27 protein-coding genes and 1 pseudogene are annotated in these 23,885 nt (G+C 62.8%); 17 read left to right on the top strand and 11 right to left on the bottom strand.

Annotation, left to right across the window (positions count from 1 at the left end):
• The first annotated feature begins 452 nt into the window (after nucleotides 1-452).
• The 6 genes from NKI10_RS13815 (at nucleotide 453) to NKI10_RS13840 (ending at nucleotide 2,819) form a co-directional block, all read left to right on the top strand.
• Nucleotides 453-662 carry a cold-shock protein gene (locus NKI10_RS13815; RefSeq protein WP_023671502.1) on the top strand — a complete coding sequence of 70 codons (210 nt, stop codon included), beginning with the start codon at nucleotides 453-455 and terminating at the stop codon, nucleotides 660-662.
• A gap of 293 nt (nucleotides 663-955) precedes the next feature.
• The gene (locus tag NKI10_RS13820) at nucleotides 956-1,180 is read left to right on the top strand and encodes a hypothetical protein (protein WP_023689917.1); all 225 of its coding nucleotides are present in this window, start codon (nucleotides 956-958) and stop codon (nucleotides 1,178-1,180) included.
• Complete coding sequence (locus NKI10_RS13825) at nucleotides 1,180-1,587, top strand: hypothetical protein (RefSeq protein ID WP_023671504.1); 408 nt, start codon at nucleotides 1,180-1,182, stop codon at nucleotides 1,585-1,587. Before NKI10_RS13820 ends, NKI10_RS13825 begins: the two co-directional genes overlap by 1 nt.
• 1 nt (nucleotide 1,588) lies before the next feature.
• A complete protein-coding gene (locus NKI10_RS13830) occupies nucleotides 1,589-1,753 on the top strand; it encodes a hypothetical protein (protein WP_023671505.1) in 165 nt (54 codons plus the stop codon).
• A gap of 4 nt (nucleotides 1,754-1,757) precedes the next feature.
• Nucleotides 1,758-2,138 (top strand): YkgJ family cysteine cluster protein, encoded by a 381-nt coding sequence (locus NKI10_RS13835; protein ID WP_023715196.1) that lies wholly within the window; start codon nucleotides 1,758-1,760, stop codon nucleotides 2,136-2,138.
• 69 nt (nucleotides 2,139-2,207) lie between these two features.
• Nucleotides 2,208-2,819, top strand: coding sequence for a LysE family translocator (locus NKI10_RS13840; protein WP_023671507.1), 612 nt, complete (start codon nucleotides 2,208-2,210; stop codon nucleotides 2,817-2,819).
• Between the two features lie 23 nt (nucleotides 2,820-2,842).
• Here the strand turns inward: NKI10_RS13840 and NKI10_RS13845 are convergent, their stop codons facing one another.
• On the bottom strand, nucleotides 2,843-3,835 hold the full coding sequence (locus tag NKI10_RS13845; protein WP_023694696.1) for an AraC family transcriptional regulator: 993 nt from the start codon (nucleotides 3,833-3,835) through the stop codon (nucleotides 2,843-2,845).
• Nucleotides 3,836-4,017: 182 nt separating this feature from the next.
• Between NKI10_RS13845 and NKI10_RS13850 the strand changes: the two genes are divergently transcribed.
• Nucleotides 4,018-4,443, top strand: coding sequence for a GFA family protein (locus tag NKI10_RS13850; protein ID WP_352860418.1), 426 nt, complete (start codon nucleotides 4,018-4,020; stop codon nucleotides 4,441-4,443).
• Between the two features lie 57 nt (nucleotides 4,444-4,500).
• Complete coding sequence (locus NKI10_RS13855; protein ID WP_023684308.1) at nucleotides 4,501-5,016, top strand: OsmC family protein; 516 nt, start codon at nucleotides 4,501-4,503, stop codon at nucleotides 5,014-5,016.
• A gap of 71 nt (nucleotides 5,017-5,087) precedes the next feature.
• Here the strand turns inward: NKI10_RS13855 and NKI10_RS13860 are convergent, their stop codons facing one another.
• From NKI10_RS13860 to NKI10_RS13870, 3 genes are read right to left on the bottom strand one after another with little or no spacing between them, the layout of a single operon-like run.
• Nucleotides 5,088-5,474, bottom strand: coding sequence for a nuclear transport factor 2 family protein (locus NKI10_RS13860; RefSeq protein ID WP_023712744.1), 387 nt, complete (start codon nucleotides 5,472-5,474; stop codon nucleotides 5,088-5,090).
• Between the two features lie 15 nt (nucleotides 5,475-5,489).
• On the bottom strand, nucleotides 5,490-5,936 hold the full coding sequence (locus tag NKI10_RS13865; RefSeq protein ID WP_023684306.1) for an OsmC family peroxiredoxin: 447 nt from the start codon (nucleotides 5,934-5,936) through the stop codon (nucleotides 5,490-5,492).
• A gap of 41 nt (nucleotides 5,937-5,977) precedes the next feature.
• A complete protein-coding gene (locus NKI10_RS13870; protein ID WP_023743977.1) occupies nucleotides 5,978-6,988 on the bottom strand; it encodes a zinc-dependent alcohol dehydrogenase family protein in 1,011 nt (336 codons plus the stop codon).
• A 102-nt stretch (nucleotides 6,989-7,090) separates the two neighbouring features.
• Between NKI10_RS13870 and NKI10_RS13875 the strand changes: the two genes are divergently transcribed.
• A complete protein-coding gene (locus NKI10_RS13875; RefSeq protein WP_023684303.1) occupies nucleotides 7,091-7,699 on the top strand; it encodes a TetR/AcrR family transcriptional regulator in 609 nt (202 codons plus the stop codon).
• A gap of 72 nt (nucleotides 7,700-7,771) precedes the next feature.
• Here NKI10_RS13875 and groL read toward each other — a convergent pair whose 3' ends face one another.
• The 3 genes from groL to NKI10_RS13890 all read right to left on the bottom strand — a co-directional run bounded on the left by groL (nucleotide 7,772) and on the right by NKI10_RS13890 (nucleotide 10,769).
• Complete coding sequence (gene groL / locus NKI10_RS13880) at nucleotides 7,772-9,427, bottom strand: chaperonin GroEL (RefSeq protein WP_023709705.1); 1,656 nt, start codon at nucleotides 9,425-9,427, stop codon at nucleotides 7,772-7,774.
• A 63-nt stretch (nucleotides 9,428-9,490) separates the two neighbouring features.
• Nucleotides 9,491-9,787, bottom strand: a complete 297-nt coding sequence (groES, locus tag NKI10_RS13885) for a co-chaperone GroES (protein ID WP_006203049.1) — start codon at nucleotides 9,785-9,787, stop codon at nucleotides 9,491-9,493.
• Between the two features lie 184 nt (nucleotides 9,788-9,971).
• Nucleotides 9,972-10,769 carry a class I SAM-dependent methyltransferase gene (locus NKI10_RS13890; protein ID WP_023682988.1) on the bottom strand — a complete coding sequence of 266 codons (798 nt, stop codon included), beginning with the start codon at nucleotides 10,767-10,769 and terminating at the stop codon, nucleotides 9,972-9,974.
• An 82-nt stretch (nucleotides 10,770-10,851) separates the two neighbouring features.
• On the opposite strand from NKI10_RS13890, the gene NKI10_RS13895 reads away from it, so the two are divergent.
• Nucleotides 10,852-11,721, top strand: a complete 870-nt coding sequence (locus tag NKI10_RS13895) for a hypothetical protein (RefSeq protein WP_023682987.1) — start codon at nucleotides 10,852-10,854, stop codon at nucleotides 11,719-11,721.
• Here NKI10_RS13895 and NKI10_RS13900 read toward each other — a convergent pair.
• A complete protein-coding gene (locus tag NKI10_RS13900; RefSeq protein WP_352460578.1) occupies nucleotides 11,718-12,344 on the bottom strand; it encodes a TetR/AcrR family transcriptional regulator in 627 nt (208 codons plus the stop codon). The genes NKI10_RS13895 and NKI10_RS13900 overlap by 4 nt on opposite strands.
• Before the next feature lie 170 nt (nucleotides 12,345-12,514).
• Between NKI10_RS13900 and NKI10_RS13905 the strand changes: the two genes are divergently transcribed.
• Entirely contained in the window at nucleotides 12,515-13,702 is a 1,188-nt protein-coding gene (locus NKI10_RS13905) for an MFS transporter (protein ID WP_352860457.1), read from the top strand.
• 79 nt (nucleotides 13,703-13,781) lie between these two features.
• Nucleotides 13,782-14,717 carry a bifunctional helix-turn-helix transcriptional regulator/GNAT family N-acetyltransferase gene (locus tag NKI10_RS13910; RefSeq protein ID WP_352860459.1) on the top strand — a complete coding sequence of 312 codons (936 nt, stop codon included), beginning with the start codon at nucleotides 13,782-13,784 and terminating at the stop codon, nucleotides 14,715-14,717.
• Between the two features lie 6 nt (nucleotides 14,718-14,723).
• Here NKI10_RS13910 and NKI10_RS13915 read toward each other — a convergent pair whose 3' ends face one another.
• On the bottom strand, nucleotides 14,724-15,554 hold the full coding sequence (locus NKI10_RS13915) for an AraC family transcriptional regulator (RefSeq protein WP_352860461.1): 831 nt from the start codon (nucleotides 15,552-15,554) through the stop codon (nucleotides 14,724-14,726).
• A gap of 128 nt (nucleotides 15,555-15,682) precedes the next feature.
• On the opposite strand from NKI10_RS13915, the pseudogene NKI10_RS13920 reads away from it, so the two are divergent.
• The 5 genes and pseudogenes from NKI10_RS13920 to NKI10_RS13940 all read left to right on the top strand — a co-directional run.
• Nucleotides 15,683-15,891, top strand: a pseudogene (locus NKI10_RS13920) (iron chelate uptake ABC transporter family permease subunit); the annotation flags it as partial.
• A gap of 132 nt (nucleotides 15,892-16,023) precedes the next feature.
• Nucleotides 16,024-16,494, top strand: coding sequence for a MarR family winged helix-turn-helix transcriptional regulator (locus tag NKI10_RS13925; RefSeq protein WP_031203001.1), 471 nt, complete (start codon nucleotides 16,024-16,026; stop codon nucleotides 16,492-16,494).
• Nucleotides 16,491-17,684, top strand: coding sequence for an HlyD family secretion protein (locus tag NKI10_RS13930; protein WP_352860464.1), 1,194 nt, complete (start codon nucleotides 16,491-16,493; stop codon nucleotides 17,682-17,684). The genes NKI10_RS13925 and NKI10_RS13930 overlap by 4 nt, the downstream gene beginning before the upstream one ends.
• A gap of 349 nt (nucleotides 17,685-18,033) precedes the next feature.
• Nucleotides 18,034-19,569, top strand: coding sequence for a DHA2 family efflux MFS transporter permease subunit (locus NKI10_RS13935; RefSeq protein ID WP_023671527.1), 1,536 nt, complete (start codon nucleotides 18,034-18,036; stop codon nucleotides 19,567-19,569).
• 334 nt (nucleotides 19,570-19,903) lie between these two features.
• A complete protein-coding gene (locus NKI10_RS13940) occupies nucleotides 19,904-22,522 on the top strand; it encodes an EAL domain-containing protein (RefSeq protein ID WP_352860466.1) in 2,619 nt (872 codons plus the stop codon).
• 29 nt (nucleotides 22,523-22,551) lie between these two features.
• On the opposite strand, the gene NKI10_RS13945 is transcribed toward NKI10_RS13940, so the two are convergent.
• Together NKI10_RS13945 and NKI10_RS13950 are read right to left on the bottom strand one after the other, a co-directional pair.
• Complete coding sequence (locus tag NKI10_RS13945; RefSeq protein ID WP_023700638.1) at nucleotides 22,552-22,986, bottom strand: CAP domain-containing protein; 435 nt, start codon at nucleotides 22,984-22,986, stop codon at nucleotides 22,552-22,554.
• Nucleotides 22,987-23,228: 242 nt separating this feature from the next.
• Nucleotides 23,229-23,861 carry a LysE family translocator gene (locus NKI10_RS13950; protein ID WP_023700637.1) on the bottom strand — a complete coding sequence of 211 codons (633 nt, stop codon included), beginning with the start codon at nucleotides 23,859-23,861 and terminating at the stop codon, nucleotides 23,229-23,231.
• Between the last annotated feature and the right edge of the window lie 24 nt (nucleotides 23,862-23,885).

Raw genomic sequence — 23,885 nt, forward strand, 5'->3', positions numbered from 1 at the left:
TTTAAGGAAAGTGTGAAACGGTTTTCCCCTGGGAATTGCGTCAGACAAGGGCACTTACAAGAACGCCTCTCGCACCGCTTAATGTGCGGGAGGCGTTCTTTTGCCAGCATTACCGAGATTGCTCTCTGAATTGCTGACACCACGGAAATGCGCCGGCTTGCGATTGGTTCCGGGGCGTGGAATATTTTTTGGAACGCCTTGAGCTCCGCCACCTCGTCAGTTGAGGCTTATGCCTCAGGCACCCTCAGGTTGAATTTGGGTTCCGGCCAAACCAGAAATTGACTCGGCGCTAAAAGAAGTCTATAAGAAACATGTCGATATTTGTTTGACCGACTTTTGTTATCCGCGCATGATGCGCGCCTTTGACGAACTTCCCCATCAAAAATCGAGACAAAACGCTGTTGTGCAGTCGCACGATGGTGAACGAATATTTGCCAGGGAAAGGGTTCTTCATGGCCACCGGCACAGTGAAATGGTTCAACGCCACCAAAGGTTTTGGTTTTATTCAGCCTGACGACGGCTCCGCCGACGTTTTTGTCCACATCTCGGCCGTAGAGCGCGCCGGCATGCGTGACATCGTCGAGGGCCAGAAGCTCGGCTACGAGATGACCCGCGACAACAAGTCGGGCAAGATGTCCGCCGACCAGTTGAAGGCGGCCTGATAAGGAATTCGGCCTTCCGGTGACCACGGATGTACTGGCACCGATGAAAGGCTGAAAGGAGCGCCTTGCGCATCCAACTGGATGCGCGGCGCTTTCATGGAAGGTCAGGCGGTGCCTGGCCTTTTTCATTTTGTGCGTCATGCCGCTAAAAGTGCGCCGCACGCCGGCCGGAACGTGCTAAGGGACGATCCAGCAATCTGAACCGCCCATACTGCCCCGCTGCCGTATTGCTTTGGTCGTAATCGAAGACCGCTCTCGCTCTATCGGCACCAGGCTCCCGACAGGAGAAAGTTTTGACCACTCAATCCAAGACTGCCGACCAGGCCGGCTCGCTGTTCAGCAAGACGCAAACCCAGTCGATGTCACTCAACCGCATCCTGTCCGAGCGTGATGCCGTCAGCGAGGCGCGCGAAGCCAAGACCGCGCGCTTGCGCGAACTGCGCAAGGAAAAGGAAGCCGACGACATGGCAGCGGCCGCAGTCCTTGCGGCGCTGCCGAAGCGGGCAGGCAAACGCTGATGGCCACCAAGCGCGTACCGCCGACGCCGATCGATGCCGATGCGACCATCGCGTCCATGGTCCCGGGCCTGGACAAGCCGGTCGAATATGTCCGCCGTGTGCTGGAAAAGCTCGAGCGCTGCAAGCGCGCGCATGGCGATGCCCAGGTGCGCGTCGGCGTGCGCGGCCGTGCCGAAGCCCCGAACTATCTGGTCGAATATGTCCGCGAGGACAAAAAGACCCAGGAGCGCGTGACCTACCAGGATGCCGCCTATAGCGGCAGCACGCATCGCGAACTGGCGGCGCACCACATTGCCGAGGCGAGGAACTGGTCGCCCGAGGAAATGAACATCACAGCGGTCTCGGCGCTGATCGGCCGCTTGCGCAATCCGCGCGCACCATCATCCCGCTTTTCCGACGAGGACTGACATGGCCATAAAGTTTTCCACCAAGGACCAGCCGGCAGCGCCGGCTGCTGCCACTGCAAAGCAGGCCAAGCCCGCTGCCGCGCCGAAGGCCGCCGAACCGTCGGCGACCGATCTGTTCGAGGCGCCAGCCGCCACGCCCAAGGGCAAGGCAGGCAAGAAGAAATAGCGCCTTGCCGCACCAAGCCGATCGCAATCTCGCAGCGCCTGGGCTGGTCGCGTTGGCCGCCAGGGATATCCGGTCGTCAAAACAGGACGACCAGCCGGTTTTCGATTGCCAGAGCTGCGGCGCCTGCTGCTCCTACTCGGCCGAATGGCCGCGCTTCTCGACCGAGGACGATGCGCAACTTGACCGGATTCCGGAAAAGTTCGTGTCCGCCGACCTGTCCGGCATGCGCTGCGAGGGCGTGCGCTGTTCGGCGCTTACGGGCGAGATCGGCAAGCACACGGCCTGCGGCATCTACGAGATCCGCCCGGACGTCTGCCACGCCTGCATGCCTGGCGGCGACGATTGCCTGATGGCGCGCAAGGCGCACGGGATGCCAACGATCTAGCCGACGCCCACCTTGCCTCATCCCACATCCCCCGATAGCTTCCACCACGGGCAGGGCGTTGGAGGAACCATGAGCATCGAATTCCTGTTGACGTCGCTGATCGTCGTGGCTTCGCCCGGCACCGGCGTTCTCTACACGCTGAGCGCCGGGCTTTCGCGAGGCGCGCGCGCCTCGATCACTGCTGCATTCGGCTGCACGCTTGGCATCATCCCGCATATGGCCGCCGCCATCACCGGCTTGGCGGCGCTGCTGCACACAAGTGCTGTCGCCTTCGAGACGCTGAAATATCTCGGCGTCGCCTATCTCCTCTACATGGCCTGGAACACGCTGAACGAGAAGGGCGGCCTGAGCGTCGATGAAAACGCGGCACCCCGCTCGGCGGCCAAGGTCATCACCTCCGGTATCCTGATCAACATCCTGAACCCGAAGCTGTCGATCTTCTTCTTTGCCTTCCTGCCGCAATTCGTCAGCACGACCGAACCGAACGCATTTGCCAAGATGCTCGAACTCTCGAGCGTCTTCATGCTGCTGACCTTCGTCGTCTTCGTCGCTTACGGCATCTTTGCGGCCTCGATCCGCAGCCATGTCGTGTCGCGGCCGATGGTGCTGACCTGGATGCGCCGCACCTTCGCCGGCGCCTTTGTCATGCTTGGCGCCAAGCTGGCGCTGGCTGATCGATAGAACAGGAGCTGCCAGGCCTCGGCCTACTCTTCGTCGGTTCCGGATCCGGTCCGGATGCCTAGACGCCAGGCCGAGGGCGGAAGGCCGATCATCTTCTTGAAGGCGCGGCTGAACGCTGCCTCGGATTCGTAGCCGATTTCAGCGGCGATGCTGGCCATGTTGCTGGAGCCGGCGCTGAGCAGCTCCGAGGCGATCTGCATGCGCCATTTGGCGAGATAATGCATTGGCGGCATGCCGACCAGCCTGGTGAAGCGTTCGGCGAGCACGCTGCGCGACAGCGCGGAGTCCTTCGCCAGCGCCTCCACCGTCCAGTTATGCGCCGGCCGGTCGTGGATCAGCGCCAGTGCCCTCGCCAGGTGCGGATCGCGCAGGCCAGCCAGCCATCCCGTGGTTTGTGGCGGCAGCGATTCCAAGTAACGGCGCAACACGTCGACAAACATCAGTTCGCTCAGTTTGGTGAGCACCGTTTCACTGCCTGCGCGCTTTTGCGCCACCTCCGTGACAGCCAGGTTGATGAACTGGCTGAGCCAGCCGCCATCGCCTTTGGCATCTCCGGCCTTGATCACCGGCGGCAAAGCCTCGAGCAGTGGATTGAAAGGCTGTGCATCACAGGCGAGATAGCCGCAAACCAGCCTGGCCGAGGTCGCGCCGTCGCCGGCGCAGTTGATGTAAAACGGCATCCGGCCGGCTGTTGCGATGTCGAGAACGTCGGCTGTCGGCGGATCGGCGCGCAACGCCGGATTGCTGGACATAATGTGCGGGTCGCTCCTGGTGAAGACGACGACTTCGCCGGCCTCCAGCGCGATCGCTTCCTGGCCGACGATGCGCGCGAAGCAGCGGCCGGCCGTTACCACATGGTAGGAGATCAGATGGTCCGCACCGGGCAGGATCTTCGGCAGGATGGACGATGGCGCCGGCGAGCAGACGGCCCACGGCTCGTGGCCCTCAATGTCAAAAAACGTCGCGCCGGTAAGGCGTACCGTCCTCAACAGGTCAGACAGAGCATCCCCGGCCATTCCGTTTCGTCCCGCACCCGGCTAGCCGGTGAGCCATCCCTTTCGAGTTCCGGACGCGCTGTCAAGCGAGGCGGACGCCGTATCATTCAGTTCGCGGCCAGAACTCCTAAACCTGCACCGGTGCTCAAGCGCTGCCGAGAGTGGGCGCTGAGTGCTGTCGAAACCAACCAGGGACAAAAGTCATGACGGTACATAAGGGCGGGTGTTTTTGCGGCGCCGTGGAAATCGAAGTGCACGGAGCCGCCGAGGCAATGGGCTATTGCCATTGCGGTTCTTGTCGATCGTGGTCGGCGTCTCCCGTGAACGCATTCACGCTGTGGAAGCCTCAGAACGTCAAGGTCACCGGGGGCGCGGAGTTCCTGTCCGGGTTCGAGAAGACCGAAATGAGCGATCGCCAGTTCTGCACGAAATGCGGTGGTCATCTGATGACCGTTCATCCGCCGCTCGGCCTGGTCGATGTCTATGCGGCAACGATAGCAGGCGTGAAATTCACGCCTGGGGTTCACGTCAACTACGCTGAGACCGTGCTGCCGATGAAAGACGGGCTGCCCAAGCTCAGGGACTTTCCGGCTGAGCTCGGCGGCTCCGGCATCGCGGTGCCGGAATAAGGGCCCGGCCACTGCTCGCCATTTTTGACAACGACAATTCAAGACAGGAGATTGTTCATGGAAATCGCAACATTTCGCGCCACGCAGGAGCCGATCAAGGATCTCTATCGCAGGGATGCGAAGGCCGCGTTCCTCACCTTGAAGGCCAAAGGCGTCGCCGACGCGTCCACCGTCACCTGCCAGGTCGAGACCGGACGCGGGCTGGCGCTTGCCGGCATCCATCCGATGGCCGGGGGCAGCGGCCAGGAACTGTGCTCCGGCGACATGCTGCTGGAGGCGCTGATCGCATGCGCCGGTGTCTCGATGCGCGCGGCGGCGGCCGTGCTCGAAATTCCGATCAGGTCCGCCGAAGTTTCCGCGGAAGGTGACGTCGATCTTCGCGGCACGCTCGGCGTGACTGCGGGTGTTCCAGTCGGCTTCAAGGAAATCCGCTTGCGGTTCGACATCGACACCGACGCTCCCCAAAGTCAGCTCGACCAACTGCTCGAACTCACGGATCGCTATTGCGTGATCTTCCAGACCATCCAGAATAGTCCCAGCACCACGGTGAAGCTGCACCGCGTCATCCAGTGACCAGAAAACCGGCCCGGAAACTCGACTTGAGCGAGATTCCGGGCTGGGAACGGGAGTGCCGGGCAACGCTTCTATCCTTTGACGTAACCCATCGCCTCGACGATCAGCTCGTCCGCGACACGCATCAGGTTGACGCCGCGGATGGAGTTGCCGTCGGCCATGAAGTAGCGCCAGCGGATCGTCGCCCGTTCACCGGCGACGAAGGTTTCCTCGAGGTCGAAGCGCGTGCCGGGCTGGGTGGCGATCGCCGACCATAGGTCAATGCATGCCTCTTTGCCGGCATGGCGGGCGCCGTCCGGCGCCGGCACGGTGTTTTCGATAACGCAATCCTGCGCCACCAACTCGGCAAGCGCGGACGGATCGTGCAACTGGAACACATCGTTGAAGCGACGCATGATCTCGGCCGTCTGCCGGGACAAATCATTCCCGACTGCGTCCATGATAAGCTCCTGTTTCATCATATTCTCCCGGTTTCATCGATCTTTGACGGCTTTGACCAGCACGGCCTTTAGGGTGATCTGAGGCACGCCGGCCAAGGCGCGCGAGACGAGGCAAGTCGCCTTGGCCGACTGCGCCAGGCGTTCGAACTCGTCTTCGGCGAGATCCGTGACCTCCGCCTCCGTTTCGAGCTCGATGCGGGTGATCGTCGGCCCGGCGGCGGTCGCGCCGAGATGCACCTTGGCGACGGTGCGGATGGTGCGGGCGACGTGGCCTTCCTGGCCGAGGATGAAGGTCAGCGCCATCGAGAAGCAGCCGGCATGTGCTGCCCCGATCAGCTCTTCGGGATTGGTGCCCGGACCGTTCTCGAACCGCGACGGAAAGGAATAGGCGCCTTCGAAGACGCCGCTGCCAAGCCGCAGACGGCCGCCGCCTTCCTTCAGCGTGCCTTGCCATTCTGCGGAAGCTTCACGGATGGTCATGGTCGTTCTCCTGGTTCGGGGTTGAAAAGCGGGCAATTGGGTCAGGCGCAGTCGATGACAACCTTCCCGAACACGTCGCCCTGCCGGAAGTGGCGGTACGCTTCGGGGGCTTCGGCAAAGGGGAAGACCCTGTCGATAACGGGCTTGAGGCGATGCTGCGACACGGCGCGCAGCATGGCCTCGAGATTGCTGCGGCTGCCGACGAACAGGCGGCTGATGGTGGCGAGGCTGCGCTGATAAAGCGCTGCCGGCATCTCGATCGATCTGCCACTGGCGTCCTGCAGCGTCAGCAGCACGATGTGTCCATAAAGCGTGCTGGCAATCAGCGACTGCGCGAAGGTGGCCGGGCCGCCGGTTTCGACGACGAGGTCGATGCCGCCTGTCTGCTCGCGCGCCCAGCCGCCCCATTCCGGTATGTCGGTGCTGGAGACAACGAGGTCGGCGCCCAGCGCCCGCAGCCTGTCGGCCTTCTCCGCGCGCGATGTGATGGCGACAACCCGGCAGCCGAGCAACTTGGCGAACTGCAGAGCAAACAGCGAAACGCCACCCGAACCGATGGTGAGAACCCATTGACCAGGCTTCGGAATCCGGGTCCCGGTCACCGCGTTCCAGGCCGTCACGCCGGCGCAGGTCAGCGTCGCCGCTTCGTGCCAGCTCAGATGATCGGGCAGTCGCGCCGCCCATTGTTCGTCGAGCACGGCAAACTCAGTCAGCATGCCGTCCAGCGTACAGCCGAGCTGGTCGATCAGACCGGCATTGATGCGGCCATCGATCCAGCGGGCGAAGTAGCTGCCGGTGACGCGGTCGCCGACGGCAAAACGGGTGACGGCATCGCCGATTGCGACGACGTCACCGGCGCCGTCGCTCAGCGGCACGATGCCTTGCCGCGCCGGCAACGGATAGGTGCCGCCAAGGATCATCGTGTCGCGCCGATTGAGCGAGGCGGCGCGGACTCGCACCACGATCTCATGCGGTTTCGGTTCCGTCCGCGCCTCGTCGCGCATCGCCAGGGATTCGGTTCCACCAAACCCTTCGAGCCGGTAGCTGCGCATGTCACTCTCCTTAATAGTATATAGACTGATCCACATATTATATAGACCGATTGTCATATTCTTGGCGAGGCCTATAATGCGTCACTGCTGACAGAGGTTGACATGGCCAACGACACCCGCACCCGCATACTCGAGACCACAGGCCTGTTGCTCAGGCAGCGCGGCTATCACGGCACCTCGCTCAACGACATTCTGGGCGCCAGCGGGGCGCCGCGCGGCTCGCTCTATTTTCATTTCCCGGGCGGCAAGGACCAACTGGTCATCGAGGTGACGCGCAACAGCGTTGCCGACGTCACGAAAAGGCTGGGCGAAGCACTGGCAGCCGAAAGCGATCCTGCAGTGGCCGTCCATCACATCTACCAGTCGGTCGGGCGCATGCTGGAGGACAATGATTTTTCGCTGGGTTGCCCCATCGCGCCGGTGGTGCTGGATTCACCCACCGATGTGCCGGAACTGGCGGAACTCTGCCGATCGGCTTTCGAGCAATGGATCGGCTTGCTGCGACAGGCCTTCGTCAGGGCAGGGGTGCCCGAACGCCGCGCGCACGCTTTGGCGCTGCTGATCGAATCGTCGCTGGAAGGGCTTATGGTGATTGCGCGGGCCACCCGCGACCGTGCACCGGTGCTGGTGGTGGCCGACGAGGTGGCGGCACTTGTCGAGCAGGCGGTGCTTGCAGGCAAGGTTGCGCGGCAGGCGGACAGCGCCGCCTAACCATCCGCTTTCCAAAACAAAAAAGGGCGCCTCTCGGCGCCCTTTCCGTATGCATAAGCCAGATAGCTTGGATTAGAAATCCATGCCGCCCATGCCGCCCATGCCGCCGCCGCCCATGCCGCCAGGCATGCCGCCGCCGGCCGACTCCTTCTTGGGAGCCTCCGCGATCATGGCTTCGGTGGTGACGAGCAGGCCGGCGACCGAAGCCGCGTCCTGGAGAGCGGTGCGAACGACCTTGACCGGGTCGACGATGCCCATGGCGATCATGTCGCCATACTCTCCGGTCTGGGCGTTGTAGCCGTAGGTCGCGCCCTTGTTGTCGAGGATCTTGCCGGCGACGATCGAAGCTTCAGCACCTGCGTTCGAAGCGATCTGACGGGCCGGAGCCTGCAGTGCACGACGAACGATGTTGATGCCGGCAGCCTGGTCGGCATTGACGCCGGTGACCTTGATGTTGGCCGAAGCGCGCAGGAGAGCGACGCCGCCGCCTGCAACGATGCCTTCTTCCACGGCCGCACGGGTCGCGTTGAGGGCGTCATCGACGCGGTCCTTCTTTTCCTTGACTTCGACTTCCGTCGCGCCGCCGACACGGATCACCGCAACGCCGCCGGCGAGCTTCGCCAGACGTTCCTGCAGCTTCTCCTTGTCGTAGTCCGACGTGGTCTCTTCGATCTGCTGCTTGATCTGGGCAACGCGGCCCTGGATCTCGGCCTTCTTGCCGGCGCCGTCGACGATGGTGGTGTTCTCCTTGGAGATCGACACCTTCTTGGCGCGGCCGAGCATGTTGAGGCCGACATTCTCGAGCTTGATGCCGAGGTCTTCCGAGATGACCTGGCCACCGGTGAGGATGGCGATGTCTTCCAACATGGCCTTGCGGCGATCACCGAAGCCCGGCGCCTTGACGGCGGCGATCTTCAGGCCGCCGCGCAGCTTGTTGACGACCAGCGTGGCCAGAGCCTCGCCTTCGACGTCTTCCGAGATGATAAGAAGCGGCTTGGAGGTCTGCACGACGGCTTCGAGAACCGGCAGCATGGCCTGGAGGTTGGACAGCTTCTTCTCGTGCAGGAGGATGTAGACGTCCTCGAGCTCGGCAACCATCTTGTCGGCGTTGGTGACGAAGTAGGGCGAGAGATAGCCGCGGTCGAACTGCATGCCTTCGACGACTTCCAGCTCGGTCTCGGCGGTCTTGGCTTCTTCAACCGTGATGACGCCTTCATTGCCGACCTTCTGCATCGCTTCGGCGATCATGGCGCCGACCGACTCGTCGCCATTGGCCGAGATCGTGCCGACCTGGGCAACTTCCTCGGAGGTCTTGATCTTCTTGGCAGCTTTGCCGAGAGCCGCGACGACTTCGGTGACGGCCAGATCGATGCCGCGCTTCAGATCCATCGGGTTCATGCCGGCGGCAACGGCCTTGTGGCCTTCCTGGACGATCGACTGCGCCAGAACGGTCGCGGTCGTGGTGCCGTCGCCGGCAATGTCGTTGGTCTTCGAAGCAACTTCGCGGACCATCTGCGCGCCCATGTTTTCGAACTTGTCTTCAAGCTCGATTTCCTTGGCGACGGTGACGCCGTCCTTGGTGATGCGCGGTGCGCCGAACGACTTGTCGATGACGACATTGCGGCCCTTGGGGCCGAGCGTGACCTTCACTGCGTCGGCGAGGATGTTGACGCCGCGCAGCATGCGCTCGCGGGCGTCGCGGGAGAATTTTACGTCTTTAGCAGCCATTTTTTAGCTCCTGGCAGGGGGCTTGCGATCAAGCCCGAAATTAGTTGACGGTGAGGCCGATGATCAGCCGATGATGCCCATAATGTCGGATTCCTTCATGATCAGAAGGTCTTCGCCATTGAGCTTGACTTCGGTGCCCGACCACTTGCCGAACAGGATGCGGTCGCCGGCCTTGACGTCCAGCGGGACCAGCTTGCCGGCTTCGTCGCGAGCGCCGGAGCCGACGGCGATGATCTCGCCTTCCTGCGGCTTTTCCTTTGCCGTATCCGGGATGATGATCCCGCCGGCGGTCTTGGATTCGGATTCGACCCGGCGTACGACCACGCGGTCATGAAGCGGGCGGAACTTCGACTTTGCCATTTTTTCTTCCTCGAATGAGAACGGTGAGAGCTGTTCCTCGATCCGGCGGTGCCGGATGTGCGTTAGCACTCACCTGGGGAGAGTGCTAACGTGCGCTGAAATAAGCGCGTGGCTTTCGAGAGTCAAGGCGAACGGTGAGCACAATTGTGCCAATTGGAGCCGTGCCGCGATCCGACGGCAGACCCTACCGGCGCCGCGGCGATATAAGCACCAGAAGCGGACAGCGTTCAGCCAGCCCATAGGTCCCTGTCGGCGCGAGGCGGACACTGTCAAAAAACCGGCTCGCCTCTTCGACCAGCGTCGCCGCCGGGGCGAAACTGTAGACAGTCTGCGAATTCGCATAGACATCGATGGTGCCGATGACCGGCATCTCCCATCCGGTCGTCGCGGCAAGGGCCTCCCGGTCGGCAAACAGCGCATCGAAGGCGTCGAGGATCGCCCGCACCGGAATGGCGCGGTCGGGATCGCCGCCGGCACAAGCCATGGCAATGCGCCATTTGAGTTCGTGGAAGGTCGCGACACCACCGGACAGCGTCAGCGCCCGGACCTCCTGCAGATCGTCCGGCACCTGAGGGCTTGCATAGGCGCGCAATGCAGCCCGCCCATCGGACTTCAGCACACGCGCGATCTCGGCAAGCAGCGCCTGCCGTGCAACCGAGGAGTCCAGCGCCGACAGACAGCCGTCGCCGATCACCGCCCCGGCGCTTTCGTCGCCCAGCGGCAACTCCAGCCAGTTGCCGATCACCGCCTTGCGTGAGGCGGTATCGCCCGGCCAGATGCCCGATATCATGGCAGTGGACTCGTCGATCGCGAGCATGGTCCTTCCGAGGCCGGCAAGCTCCGGCGTGACCCCGAGCAGCACCACATCGACTGATTGCAGGCTAAGTTCGCGCTCATAGGCGGCGACAGCTTCCGGGGGCGGACACAGCGGCGACCCGAGAAGCCGCCAATGACGGCGAATTGCGTCCCAATGCTCAGTCATGCGGAACGGTTTGGGGAAAGGCTGGACATATTTCCTTCCAGGCTGTTGGTTGCCTTGCGAGTTACCTCATGCAGGAAAGGCCATGGCCCGCATTGCCGTCATAACGCATGAATTTGACCGCTTCCAGAGCCGGCGGGGCCTCCTGCTGCGCCAGGACAGCCCCTACATGCTGTTCGACGTCCTGGCGGAGCTGAAACGGCGCGGTCACTCCGTGCAGATCATGCGTGGACCCTCGGCAAGTCATAACGCCGATATTGCCGTCCTGCATGTCGACGCGACAGTGACGCCATCGGACTATGTCGACTACGCGCGCGGATTTCCGATTTGTCTCAATCTTGGTGCAACCGACATTTCCAAGCGCCGCATCAGTGGTGCGATCCTCGAGGAGGGTGCCAACTGGAGCGGCCAGGTCATCGTCAAGAGCAACCTCAATCATTGGGGGACGCCCGAGGAGCAGCTCAACCGAAAATCCGTTCGCGCCGGCAAGGCAGTGCCTTTCCCGGGCGCGCAGACCTTCGGCCGTTATCAGGTGCATGCCTCGCTGGCCGATGTGGCGCCGGAGATTTTCAGGCGTGCCGACCTGATCGTGGAAAAATTCATTCCCGAAATCGAGCCCGACGGGTTTGCGGCGCGGTTCTGGATATTCTGCGGCGATCGGGAGCGCTGCACCCGCTATGTCTCGCCGCAGCGCCTGGTCAAGGGCGACGACACCGTCCGCCGGGAGCCGGTTGCGGTTCCCGACGAACTGCGCGCCTTGCGTCGGAAGCTGGGCTTCGACTATGGCAAATTCGACTTTGTCGTGCATGAGGGCAGGGCCGTGCTGCTCGATGCCAACAAGACCCCAGGTCGCGCCAGGAACCTGTCGAAGATTGTTGCCGCCGGCACAGCCAACCTGGCCGACGGCTTCGAAAACCTCATCCACCAGACCGGACGGGGTCGAATCGGGCGCTAGAGAAACAGTCCCAACTGCGTATGGATGATCGACCGGTAGTCCTCGATGGTGTGGCGGCTTTCCTCCTGGTCCTGGGTCAGCGCCATGCGCACGACGCCGCCGGCCAGCTGGAAGATCAGGAAAACCATACGGCCGAACTCATTGCGTCGCTCTGGCGCGAGAAAGGGGCCGACATGGTCGCAGAACATCGTCGCCTGGCGCCGGGTTTCGGCGATGTCGAGATTCTTCAGCGCCTTGTCAGCCTGGATGGCGTTTTGCAGGTCCTGAATGGCGGGGTCGCCGGCGACGCGCTCATAGTAGTCGTCGAGCAGCCGGTCGGCCGCAGCGATAACGTCGCTCAGCCCGCCGACGTCGGCAACGATCGCGGCAAGCCGGGCGCGGCTCACTTCGGAGAATCGCTCGTAGAGCATCGCCAGGATCGCCGACTTGTTGGGGAAGTAATGATAGACGGTGGCGATCGGCCCGCCGGCCTGTGCGCCGACTTCCTTCATGGTGACGGCGTCGATGCCTTTCTCGCCGATCAGCCGCATGGTCGTCGACAGGATGGCGTCGATGCGCTCGCGGCTGCGCTCCTGTTTGGGCCTGCGCCTCGGTTCGGTCGTCATCTGCACTGCTTCGTTCATGCCGCCATCCTCTCGATCGCCCAGACCATTCGATCGCCAAGACCATCCCCAGCCTTGTTGGTGCCAAGTCCCGCTACTGATTGACAAACGAATATGATCGAGTATCAGTTTCTAAATGCTGACAGACTGTCAGTTTTTTTGCCGTCAGGCAAGGACGTTGGGAGGCGACCGTGACTTCTGCTGGTAACGCGGATGCCGGGAACGGCGACTGGCTGGTCGGCAACCCCACTGGGGCGCAACTCGCCTCGGCATTGTGGATCGGCTCGGTCGGCCTGCTCATTCTCGGGCTGCAGCCGGTGCTTCTCGGCGCGCTCTACACCGAAGGGCATGTCAGCGGTGACGAACTCGCGCTGGTCGCCACGGCGGAGATGATCGCCATCGGCATCGGATCGGCGGCCATCGCCATGATGCTGTCCGCCCACAATATGCGCTTGAAAAGTGCCGTCCTTCTGCTCTTGCTGGCGCTGGCGAACGGGGCGACCGCCTATGCGCTGACCTCGACCTCGCTGATTGCCGCCCGCGCGGTGGCAGGCCTCGCCGAGGGTGGGCTGGTGGCGGTCGCCACGGAACTGATCGCCCGTTCACGCCGGGCCGAGCGCATCGGCGGCTTCTTCGTCACCCTTCAGACCCTGGCGCAATGCGCCCTTGCCCTGCTGCTGGCGCTTTACGTCATCCCGGCCGCCGGATCGGCGGGCGGCTTCATCGTTCTTGCCGTCGTCTGCATCGCCTCGGTGGCCGTCGCCTTCATCGTCCCGGATAGCTATGCCGACCTGCCCAAGGAGGAACAGTTCAGCAATGTGCTGACCGTTCCTTCGCTTGCCGCTTTGCTGAGCGTCTTCTGCTACTTCATGTTCTTCGGCTCGGTCTGGGCGTTTCTCGAGCCACTTGGCGCACAATACGGCATCGATGGCCGCACCGTCGGCCTGATCGTCTCGGCCAGCCTGGCATTGCAGGTGCTGGGCGCAATGACGGCTACCGTCTTCGAGGCGCGCATCGATTACCGCTTCGCCATCGTGGCGATCGGCGTGGTCGCCGTCGCCAGTTCCGTGATGCTCGCCGGCAGCCCCGGCCTGACGGTTTTCTGGGTCGCGGCCTTGATCATGGGCTTCATCCTTCTGTTCATCGTGCCCTATCAGATCCGGCTGGCGATCACCGCCGACGAGACGCGCACGGCCGTGCTTCTGGTGCCGGCGGCCCAGCTTTTCGGTCTGGCGATCGGCCCGGTCGCGGCATCGCTGCTGATCGACGGCAAGGATTTTCGGCCGGTGCCGGAATTTGCCGCCGCCAGTGCTGCGGCCAGCGTCGTGCTGCTCGGCCTGTTCGTCCTGATCGCACGGCGCCGCCGCGCCGTCGCCTGAGACACGACCGGGGGAGCATCTCCTCGATACTTGACTAAGTCAAATAAATGACCGATCGTTGATGGGCAGGAGGCTTCCCATGACGATCCATCATCAACCCGGCAAGGAACGCATCGACGCGGTGCGGGCTTTCAACCGCTTCTACACCCGCCAGATAGGTCTGCTCGACGAAGGCCTGCTGAAAAGCGCCTTCTCGCTGACCGAGGCGCGGGTGCTCTACGAACTGGCGCATCGCGATGGCCTGACCGCCAGCGATCTCATCCGCGATCTCGGCCTCGACGCCGGTTATGTCAGTCGGCTCCTGAAGAAGTTCGAGCACCTGCAGCTGATTGCGCGCGCGCCGCTGGCGTCGGATGCGCGGCAGTCGTCGATCACGCTGACGCCGGTGGGGCGGCAGGCCTTCGCGCCGCTGAACCGCGGTTCGCAAGACCAGGTCGCGGCCTTGCTGGCGCGGCTTCCCGCTGCCGAACAGGACCGGCTGGTCAAGGCCATGCAGACGGTGCAGCAACTCCTTGCCGACAGCCCGGAGCCCAAAGTCCCCTACATGCTGCGGCCTTTGCAGGTCGGCGACATCGGCTGGGTCGTGCGCCGCCAAGGACAGATCTACGCACAGGACTATGGCTGGGACGAAACCTATGAGGCGCTGGTCGCCGAAATCCTCGGCGCCTTCGTAAAATCCTTCGATCCAGAATGGGAACGCAGCTGGATTGCCGAACGGCAAGGGGAGGTGGTCGGCTCGGTCTTCGTCGTGCGCAAATCCGACGCGGTGGCGAAGCTGCGCCTGCTCTATGTCGAACCATCGGCGCGCGGCCTCGGCATCGGCAAGCGGCTGGTTCAGGAGTGCATCGGCTTTGCTCGTGCCAAGGGCTACAAGACGCTGACCCTATGGACCAACGACATCCTGACCGCCGCCCGCCACATCTACGAGAGTGCCGGCTTCAGGCTGGTGGACGAAGAGCGCCATCACGCCTTCGGCAAGGATCTGGTCGGCCAGAATTGGAACCTGGAGCTGTAGCGGCGTTCAGGCCACCGGGACCCATATCTCCAGCCCGCCATTGCCGCTGCGCGGATCGAACTCCGGGCCGTAGCGCTCGAATTCGGGGCCGTCGGCTATATCGTGCCCCGACGCCGGCAGCCATTTGTTCCAGATCGTGTTGACGGTGCGGCGGATGGTGGAGATGTGCTCGGCATGGGTGAACACGGCGTATTTCTGCGCCGGCACCCGCACCCGCGAAAGCTCCTTCGGCAGGTCCGAGAAATCCGAAACTTCGACCCCGGCGATATAGTCGAAATTGCCGGCATCGTCGCCATTGACGCAGACGCCATAGGCGACGTCAGCGGTCTCGCCCGGAATGTTGCCGATATAGGGACCGAAGCGCTGCCACTGCATCGGAATGGCCGCGCTGGTTTCGCAGCTGTAGCGCTCGCCGAGGCCGGCAATGAGGAAGGGACGGCCGGTCTCGAAGCGCGGCGGCGGCAGTGAGGCGAGGAAGGACTGGTCCATCAGGATCGGCTCCACGAGATCGAGATTGCTGAGGCTGCCCTGCGCGCGCACCAGTTCCGGCGTCGTGCCGAACTGATCGCGGAAGGCGCGGGTGAAGGCTTCGTGCGAGGCGTAGCCAGCATCGAGCGCGACCGCGAGGATGTCGGGCGCGCCGGAAGCCAGCTTGCGCGCCGCTTCGGTCAGCCGGCGCGCGCGCATATAGCCCATCACCGAACGGCCGGTGGCGGCGCTAAAGGCGCGCGTCACATGAAAGCGCGAGACGCCGCTGCTTTGCGCGACATCTTCAAGCGAGATCGCTTCCGGCAGATGGCTCTCGACAAACCACAGCGCTTTCTCGGTCGGGTTCATAGGTCTCCTCGCATTTGGCGGCACATTTTGTCGGCTTTTTGCGAGGCCAGTTTGATCGAAATTGCGCCTGTCGTAAAATCGAGGGGCGCTGGTCGACTGTGGCAGGTCACCATCGTGGAAAGCCGTTGCTGGGCGGCCTCGGCCTGGCTCGCTGGGACAATATCTGGGCGCGCTAGGTGCGGGCACCACCCTTGCCTATGCGCTGTGGAACCACCGCCGGCTCGATGCCTTCGCCGCCGGCGAAAATGCCGCCGAAAGCCTAGGTGTGCCGGTGGCGGGGACGCGCAAGACGACCTTTCTTCTCGCGGCGTTCTCGACGGCAATTCACGTCTCGGTCGGGAGGTCATCCGCATCCGGCATTGATTGCGCCGCCACCATGACCGCATCTGCATGGCTGCCATCCCTCTTTTTCGGCTCTGGTGCAATGCGGCGCCTTGAATGGTAAGCACGCTTATAATATATACCGCTCATGGTTTCCGACGGCATAGATAGATTAGGCTTTTTGATCCACGACGTGCAGCGCCTCATGCGCAAGCGCTTCGAGGCGCGCGCCCGCGGACTTGGCCTTTCCTCGGCACAATGGCGGCTTCTCGTTCGCGTTGCCAAGGAGGCGGGCGTCGCCCAGGCTCGCCTCGCCGAACTCCTCGAAATCGAGCCGATCAGCGTTTCACGCCTCGTCGACCGGATGGAGGAGGGCGGCTGGATCGAGCGGCGCTCCGACGCAACTGACCGGCGCGTGCGTATGATCTTCCCGACAGCCAAGGCGAACGCGGCCTATGCCGAGGTCAAAAGCCTTGCTGGCGAAGTTTATGAGGAATCGCTGGTCGGGGTTTCGCCGGACGACCGCCGCGTCCTGATCCGGGCGCTGGACACCATCGTGCAAAACCTGGCGGACGGCGAGACGTCGTCCTTGAAGAGTACGGAAGGGGCAGCAGCATGAACGCGGCAGCCAAGCTGGACGAGAATGTAACCAAGATCGAGGCGCCGGCACAGCCGGTTGCCGAAGCGCCTGCACAGCCGGCCGCAGCACCTGTCGCGGTGGCTCCCCCGGTGCAGCCCGCTCCGGCTCCGGTCAAGAAGCGCCGCATCGGCCGCTTGCTGTTGATGGTCGCCCTGCCGGCCGCGCTGGCCGTTGGCGGCGGTTATGTCTGGGTGACCGGCGGTCGCTATCAGGAAACCGAGAACGCCAATTTGCAGCAGGCGAAGGTGTCGATCGCCTCGGACACGGCCGGCCGCATCGTTCAGGTCGGCATCTCGGACAATCAGCAGGTCAAGCAGGGCGATGTGCTGTTTGCCATCGACCCCGAGCCCTACCGGATCGCATTGGCGCAGGCCGACGCGGCGGTCGCAGTCGCACGCGTCGGTATCGAACAGCTGCGCGCCGCCTACAGCCAGGCGCTGGCGCAGGAAAAGTCCGATGCCAGCCAGGTCGACTACGCGCAGTCGCAGTATGACCGCGCCGCCGACCTTGCCCAGAAGGGCATCAACGCCAAATCGTCGCTGGACGAGGCCAAGAACGATCTCGACAAGGCCAGGCAGCAACTGGCCGTTGCCGAGCAAGGCATCATCAGCGCCAAGGCCGCTCTCGCCGGCAATCCCGATATCGAGACCGACAAGCATCCGACCGTGATGGCCGCACTCGCCGCGCGCGACAAGGCCGCCTACGATCTGGCGCAGACCACGGTCAAGGCGCCGGCCGACGGCGTCATCAGCCAGGCCTCCTCGTTCAAGGTCGGCCAGTATGTCGGTTCCGGCACGCCGCTGTTTGCGCTGGTGGAGACCGGCGACACCTGGATCGATGCCAATTTCAAGGAAACCCAGCTTACCCACATGAAGCCTGGCCAGAAGGCCGAGATCGTCGTCGACACCTATCCGGGCAGAACTTTCGAGGCCACCGTCAAGGCGATCGGCGCCGGCACCGGCGCGGAGTTTTCGCTGCTGCCAGCTCAAAACGCCACCGGCAACTGGGTCAAGGTCACGCAGCGCATTCCGGTGCGCCTGGAGCTGACCGATGCCGACGCCAAAATGGCGCTGCGCACCGGCATGAGCGCCTCGGTTACGGTGGATACCGGCGTTGCTCGCGGGTTCCCCGCTATCTTCGGCCACGCCACCGCAGGCGAAGCACAATAGACTGTGAATGGACCGTGATCTCGAAAAGCAGGATCACGGCCCGGCAGAACGCCCGCCGCAGGCGAGGTGAAGTTGAGATGACAGGATCGGTCCGACGGCAGGTTGAACGAGGGGTGGATTGGACCGGGCCGCATCGCGGCCTGCCCAGAACCTGGACCATCTCGGCGCCCATCCTTCGGACCTTGGATTTCCGGGCGGCAAGCGCCTGATGTGTCGAGACCTTCGATCGATGTAACCCCCACATCGATAGATCGCGTCCCACCGCGATGAGGGTCTCTTCACCAGAGAAGGCCTCGCCGCCTGGAAACCTAATGTACACGTTTTTGTTACCTGTCGGAAGTTCCGCATCATGACCACACCAGAACCTTTCAAGGAAGTGCCGCATCGCGGCCTGATCACCGTGGCGCTGATGCTGGCGACGGTCATGCAGGCGCTCGACACCACGATCGCCAATGTCGCGCTGCCGACCATGACCGGCGACCTCGGCGCGTCGCCCGACAACATCAACTGGGTGTTGACCTCCTACATCGTTGCCGCCGCGATCATGACGCCGGTGACCGGCTGGCTGGCCGACCGCTTCGGCCGCAAGGAACTGTTCCTGGCGGCGGTTGTCGGCTTCACCGTGTTCTCGATGCTGTGCGGCATTGCCTGGAGCCTGGAGAGCATTGTGTTCTTCCGGCTGATGCAGGGCGTGTTCGGCGCAGCCATCGTGCCGCTGTCGCAGACCTTCCTGCTCGACATCAACCCCAGGGAACGCCACGGCCAGGCGATGGCCATCTGGGGCGCCGGCATCATGCTGGGGCCGATCCTGGGTCCGACGCTGGGCGGTTGGCTGACCGAGAATTTCAACTGGCGCTGGGTGTTCTTCATCAATTTGCCGGTCGGCATCATCGCCTTCCTCGGCATGGCAGCCTATTTGCCGGTCGTTGCCCGGCGGATCCGCAGCTTCGATTTCTTCGGTTTCGCCATGATTTCGCTCGGCGTCGGCGCACTGCAGCTGCTGCTCGACCGCGGCGGCGAGGTCGACTGGTTTTCCTCGGTCGAAATCTGGATCGAGCTTGCTCTTTCGATCACCGGCTTCTGGGTTTTCATCATCCATACACTGACGGCGGAACGTCCTTTCATCGACCCCAAGATCTTCCTCGACCGCAATTTCGTCACCGGCCTGGCCTTCATCTTCGTCATGGGCGTGCTGATCCTGGCCTCGATGTCGCTGCTGCCGCCGATGCTGTCGACCATCTTCGGCTATCCAACCGTCACCATCGGCGTCGTCCTGGGGCCGCGCGGTGTCGGCACGATGATTTCGATGCTTGTCGTTGGGCGGCTCATGAGCAGGATCGACGCCCGGATCCTCGTCGTCATCGGCTTTCTGCTCACCGCGCAGTCGCTCTACACCATGTCCTCCTTCACGCCGCAGATGGACAATTGGCTGATCCTCAGCTCCGGCGTCATCCAGGGCCTCGGCATGGGCATGGTGTTCGTGCCGCTGTCGACGGTGGCCTTCGCCACGCTCGACGTGCGCTTCCGCACCGACGCCACGGCCCTGTTCAGCCTGGTTCGAAATCTCGGTTCGTCGATCGGCGTGTCGGTGGTGACGGTTCTCATGGTGCGCAACACGCAGGTCAATCACACCGAACTGTCGGCTTTCATCAACCCGTTCAACCCCAATTTGTGGGCGGCCTCGCCGGCGGCAGCAGGCGGCGATCCGACGGCACTTTCGCAGGTGGACCGCATGGTCAACATCCAGGCGATGATGATCTCCTACGTCAACGACTTCAAACTGCTGATGGTGATGACGCTGGTTGCCATTCCGTTTGTCTTCCTGCTGCGCAAGCCGAAGACCGCTCCGGCCGGCGCGGCCGCTCCTGCCGCGCATATGGATTGAGGCGGGCGCCGGTAGCGCTGGCAGCAAGCTGGTTGCCCCTGATGATTTGTTGCTCGGATGATCGTCAAAACCCGCGTGTGCAAAAGAATATCGATAATGAGCCGTTGGAAGTTGATTTGAAATGACATTTGCACCTTTGGTATCTGGTTGCTGACGCCTCCAATTCCGTTACAGTTCATCTTGAATTAGCACATCTGTAACATTGTCAGTCGACTTTCATTTGGCACGACAGAGGCCCTTTCTTGTTTCAGGTGCCAAACCGGAGGAGGTCTGTTTGGTCACGAAGTCATCCAGAAGATCCGTCGGGGCGCGCGGGCCGGTGGGCGTAGCCGCATTGGCAAGACTGGCTGACGTTTCCTACGATACGCTCGAGGGAGAACTTCGCACGACCATTGCGGGTCTCGAAGGGCAGACCCTGCGCTTCGAGACTGCGATCGAGAATATTTCGCAAGGCATCTGCTTTTTCGATGCCGATGAACGGCTGATCCTGAGCAACCGGCGCTATGCGGAAATCTACCGCATTGCGCCCGAGGAATTGCGGCCTGGCGTGACACTGAGCGAAATAGTCGAACGCCGCGTCGCCGCCGGCACGGCGGCGACGGCCGCCGACACCTATCTCGCAACGGCTCGCTCGATCAATTCGGGCAAGGCTTCGCGGCTCTGGACCGCCAAACTTGTCGATGGTCGCACAATCCAGATCCGTAACCAGCCCATGCCCGATGGCAGTTGGATCGCCACGCATGAGGACATCACTGAACTCCTCGCCAATCGGCAGATCGTCGACGAGCGCATTTCGCTGCAGGCGCTGATCGACTGGGTGCCCGATTATCTCTGGGTCAAGGATACGCAAAGCCGTTTCGTCGTGGTCAACAGCGCCCTTGCGACCGATAGCGGCCGCAACAAGACCAGCGACATGATCGGTTTGACCGATTTTGATCTCCACCCCCCGGAAGTTGCGCGGAAATTTCGCCTGGTCGAGCAGCGCCTGCTCAAGAGCGGACAACCAGTGATCGATGCGGAAGAGTTTGTCGTGGATGCGTTGGGGAACGGCAAATGGCTTTCGTCGACGAAGGTGCCGTTGCGCAATCGCCAAAATGAAATCTTCGGCCTGGTTGGCATTGCCCACGACATCACCGCCCGCAAGCAGGCGGATGTCCTTCGCAGCGGGCAGGCGCAGATCCTCGAAATGATTGCCACGAGCGCGCCGCTGGAGGACGTGCTCGACCGCCTCATGCGCTTCGTCGAGGCTCAGTTGAAGGGGATATTCGGTTCCGTCCTGCTGCTCGACAAGGACGGCATTCATTTGCGTCACGGTGCGGCGCCGGGCCTGGCGAAAGCCTATACGAGCGCCATCGATGGGGCGGCCATCGGTCCCAAGGTGGGATCCTGCGGAACCGCCATCTACCGGCGGGAACCGGTCATTGTTACCGATGTTCTGCAGGATCCGCTTTGGGACGATTACCGCGAACTGGCGGCAGCCCATGGCTATCGTTCGTGCTGGTCAACCCCGATCCTGTCGCATCGGGGCGTCGTGTTGGGCGCCTTTGCCATGTATTCGATGACCGTGCGCGAACCCACCCATGCCGAGACCCGCCTGATCGAATTCACCACACACATTGCCGGCATCGCGATCGAGCGCAAATTGGCGGAAGACCAGATCCACTTCATGGCCAACCATGATGCGCTGACCGGCCTGCCCAATCGCGCTTTGCTGGAGGATCGGCTTTCCCAGGCGGTCCTCTACGCGCAGCGATACAATCGCTGGATGACGGTGGTGTTCATCGATCTCGACAATTTCAAACTGGTGAACGATACGTTTGGCCACAATGCCGGCGACGAACTCCTCAAGACCGTCGCCAGCCGTTTGGTTGGATGCGTGAAGGCCACCGACACCGTCGTGCGGCTTGGCGGCGACGAATTTGTCATCGTCCTATTCGACCAAACCACGAATGTCGATGTGGTCTCGGAAACCCTGCAGACGATCAGGGATGCGATCGCGGAACCGGTTCTTGTCGGAGAGCATCGGCTGAGAACGACGGCCAGCATCGGCATCGCAAATTACCCGAAGGACGGGACCAGCCCGGATACGCTGTTGGCCAATGCCGACGCCGCCATGTATCGCGCCAAGGAATTCGGCCGCGACAATTTCCAGTTCTATGCCCCGGAGTTCAACTCAACGGCACATGAAAAATTCCTGCTTCAGGAGGAATTGCGAAACGCGCTCGCCCGGTCGGAATTCGCTCTGCATTATCAGCCACAGGTGGATCTGCGATCGGGGCAGGTTTTCGCCGTCGAAGCGCTGGTGCGCTGGAACCACCCGACGCGAGGCCTGGTTTCGCCGGCGATGTTCATCCCGACCGCCGAGGAGACCGGGCTGATCGTGCCGCTCGGCGACTGGATCCTGCACGAAGCCTGCCGGCAGAACAAAGCCTGGCAGCGCGCCGGTCTGTCGCCCGTAACCGTCTGCGTCAACGTGTCGGCGCGGCAGTTCCGGGAGAAGAACCTGATCGACCGCGTCGTCAACGCATTGAAGGAAAGCGGCCTGGAGGCGAGGTATCTCGAGCTCGAAGTGACGGAAAGCCTGATCATGCAGGATTTCGAGCTGGCGGTCGCAACGATGAACGGACTGCAAAAGCTCGGCGTGCAGATATCGATCGACGATTTCGGAACAGGCTATTCCAGTCTCAGCGCCCTCAAGACGTTTCCGGTGGCGCGGCTGAAGATCGACAAGTCCTTCATCAACGATCTCGCGACCGACGAGAACGATCAGGCGGTCACTGGCGCCGTGATTTCCCTGGGGCAGAAGTTGAACCTTCGGGTGCTGGCCGAAGGTGTCGAAACGGAAGACCAGGTCGCCTTCCTGCGCAAGAACAATTGTGACGAGGTGCAGGGCAATTATTTCAGCGAACCCCTGTCGGCCGGGGATATCGGCGAGCTGATCGCGAAAGGCTGACGGCTGGCTCGCGCCGTAACCGCTGGCTGCTATTTTCCGAGCACCAGGCTCCAGTAGCGGATGGCGCTGTCGCGTCCGTCGCGTACATAGGCGAGGCCGAAGCGGCTGAAATCCGGATCGAGCATGTTGCGGCGGTGGCCAGCCGAATGCATCCATATGTCGAACAGTTTCTGCTGGTCGAAGCGGCCCTCGGCGATGTTCTCGGCGGCGGCGCCCCGCACGCCATTGTCCTTCATCCGCGACGCGAAATCCTTTCCCCAGCCCGTCGTGTGGCTCATGCGTTCGCGTGAGGCCATATAGCCGGCCTGCTGCCGAGCGGCCTGCTCGAGCTGGGCGTCCGGCACCAGCGCCGGCAGTCCGGCCGAAGCTCGGATGCCGGCCAGCGTCGCGGTGGCCGAGGACGACACACCGGCGCCTTCGCCGGTCGGCACCGAGACCGTGCTGCAAGCAGCGAGGCCGGCCATGGCTGCAAGGCCGATCAGCAGTAGGCGCCTGTTTGGTTTTGGACTTGCTGCGCCAGAGCGGGTTTGCGCGAGCGGGTGATTGGTGGTGCAGATCATTGTCATGCCTGCCTGACTTAGCGGCGATCATGGCTTTTGCCGGGCAGGGCTGCGAAAATCTCAATCGCTGGCCTCCGTGCAGGTTCGGCCGGCCGATTCGAATGGGAAGGTCGGCGGCCGATGTAGTCTCGGCGCGCTGCGTCCGATCAGCGTTGCGCGTCGGTCGCCATTTTAAGCGCCAGCGCGGCGAGCACCGTGCCCATCATCCAGCGCTGGATGATCATCCATAGCGGCCGTCCGGCAAGAAAGGTGGCGATCGAACCGGCCGTTACCGCGATGATGGCATTGACGGTCAGGCTGATCGAGATCTGCGTGGCGCCGAGCACCAGAAGCTGCGACAGCACATGGCCCTTGCCCAGCGAGATGAACTGCGGCAGCAGCGACAGATAAAGCACCGCCACCTTGGGGTTGAGCAGATTGGTCATTAGACCCATGGCGAACAGCTTGCGCGGCCTGTCCTTCGGCAGTTCGCGCACCTGGAATGGTGAGCGCCCGCCGGGCCGCACCGCTTGCCAGGCGAGCCATAGCAGATAGAGCGCGCCGGCAATGCGCAGTGCGTCGTAGGCAAACGGCACGGCAAGCAGCAGCGCGGTGATGCCCAGCGCAGCCGATACGACATAGAACAGAAAGCCGACGGCCACGCCGCCGAGCGAGAACAGCCCGGCCTTGGGGCCTTGCGACAGCGAGCGCGAGATCAGGTAGATCATGTTCGGCCCGGGCGTCAGCACCATGCCCAGGCAGACCAGCGCGAAGGCGAGATGGTTGGCGGTTTCGGGCACGGGCGATCTCCGGGAAGAGGTGAC

This window comes from Mesorhizobium sp. M0802 (assembly GCF_040320115.1).
Taxonomy (GTDB): Bacteria; Pseudomonadota; Alphaproteobacteria; order Rhizobiales; family Rhizobiaceae; genus Mesorhizobium.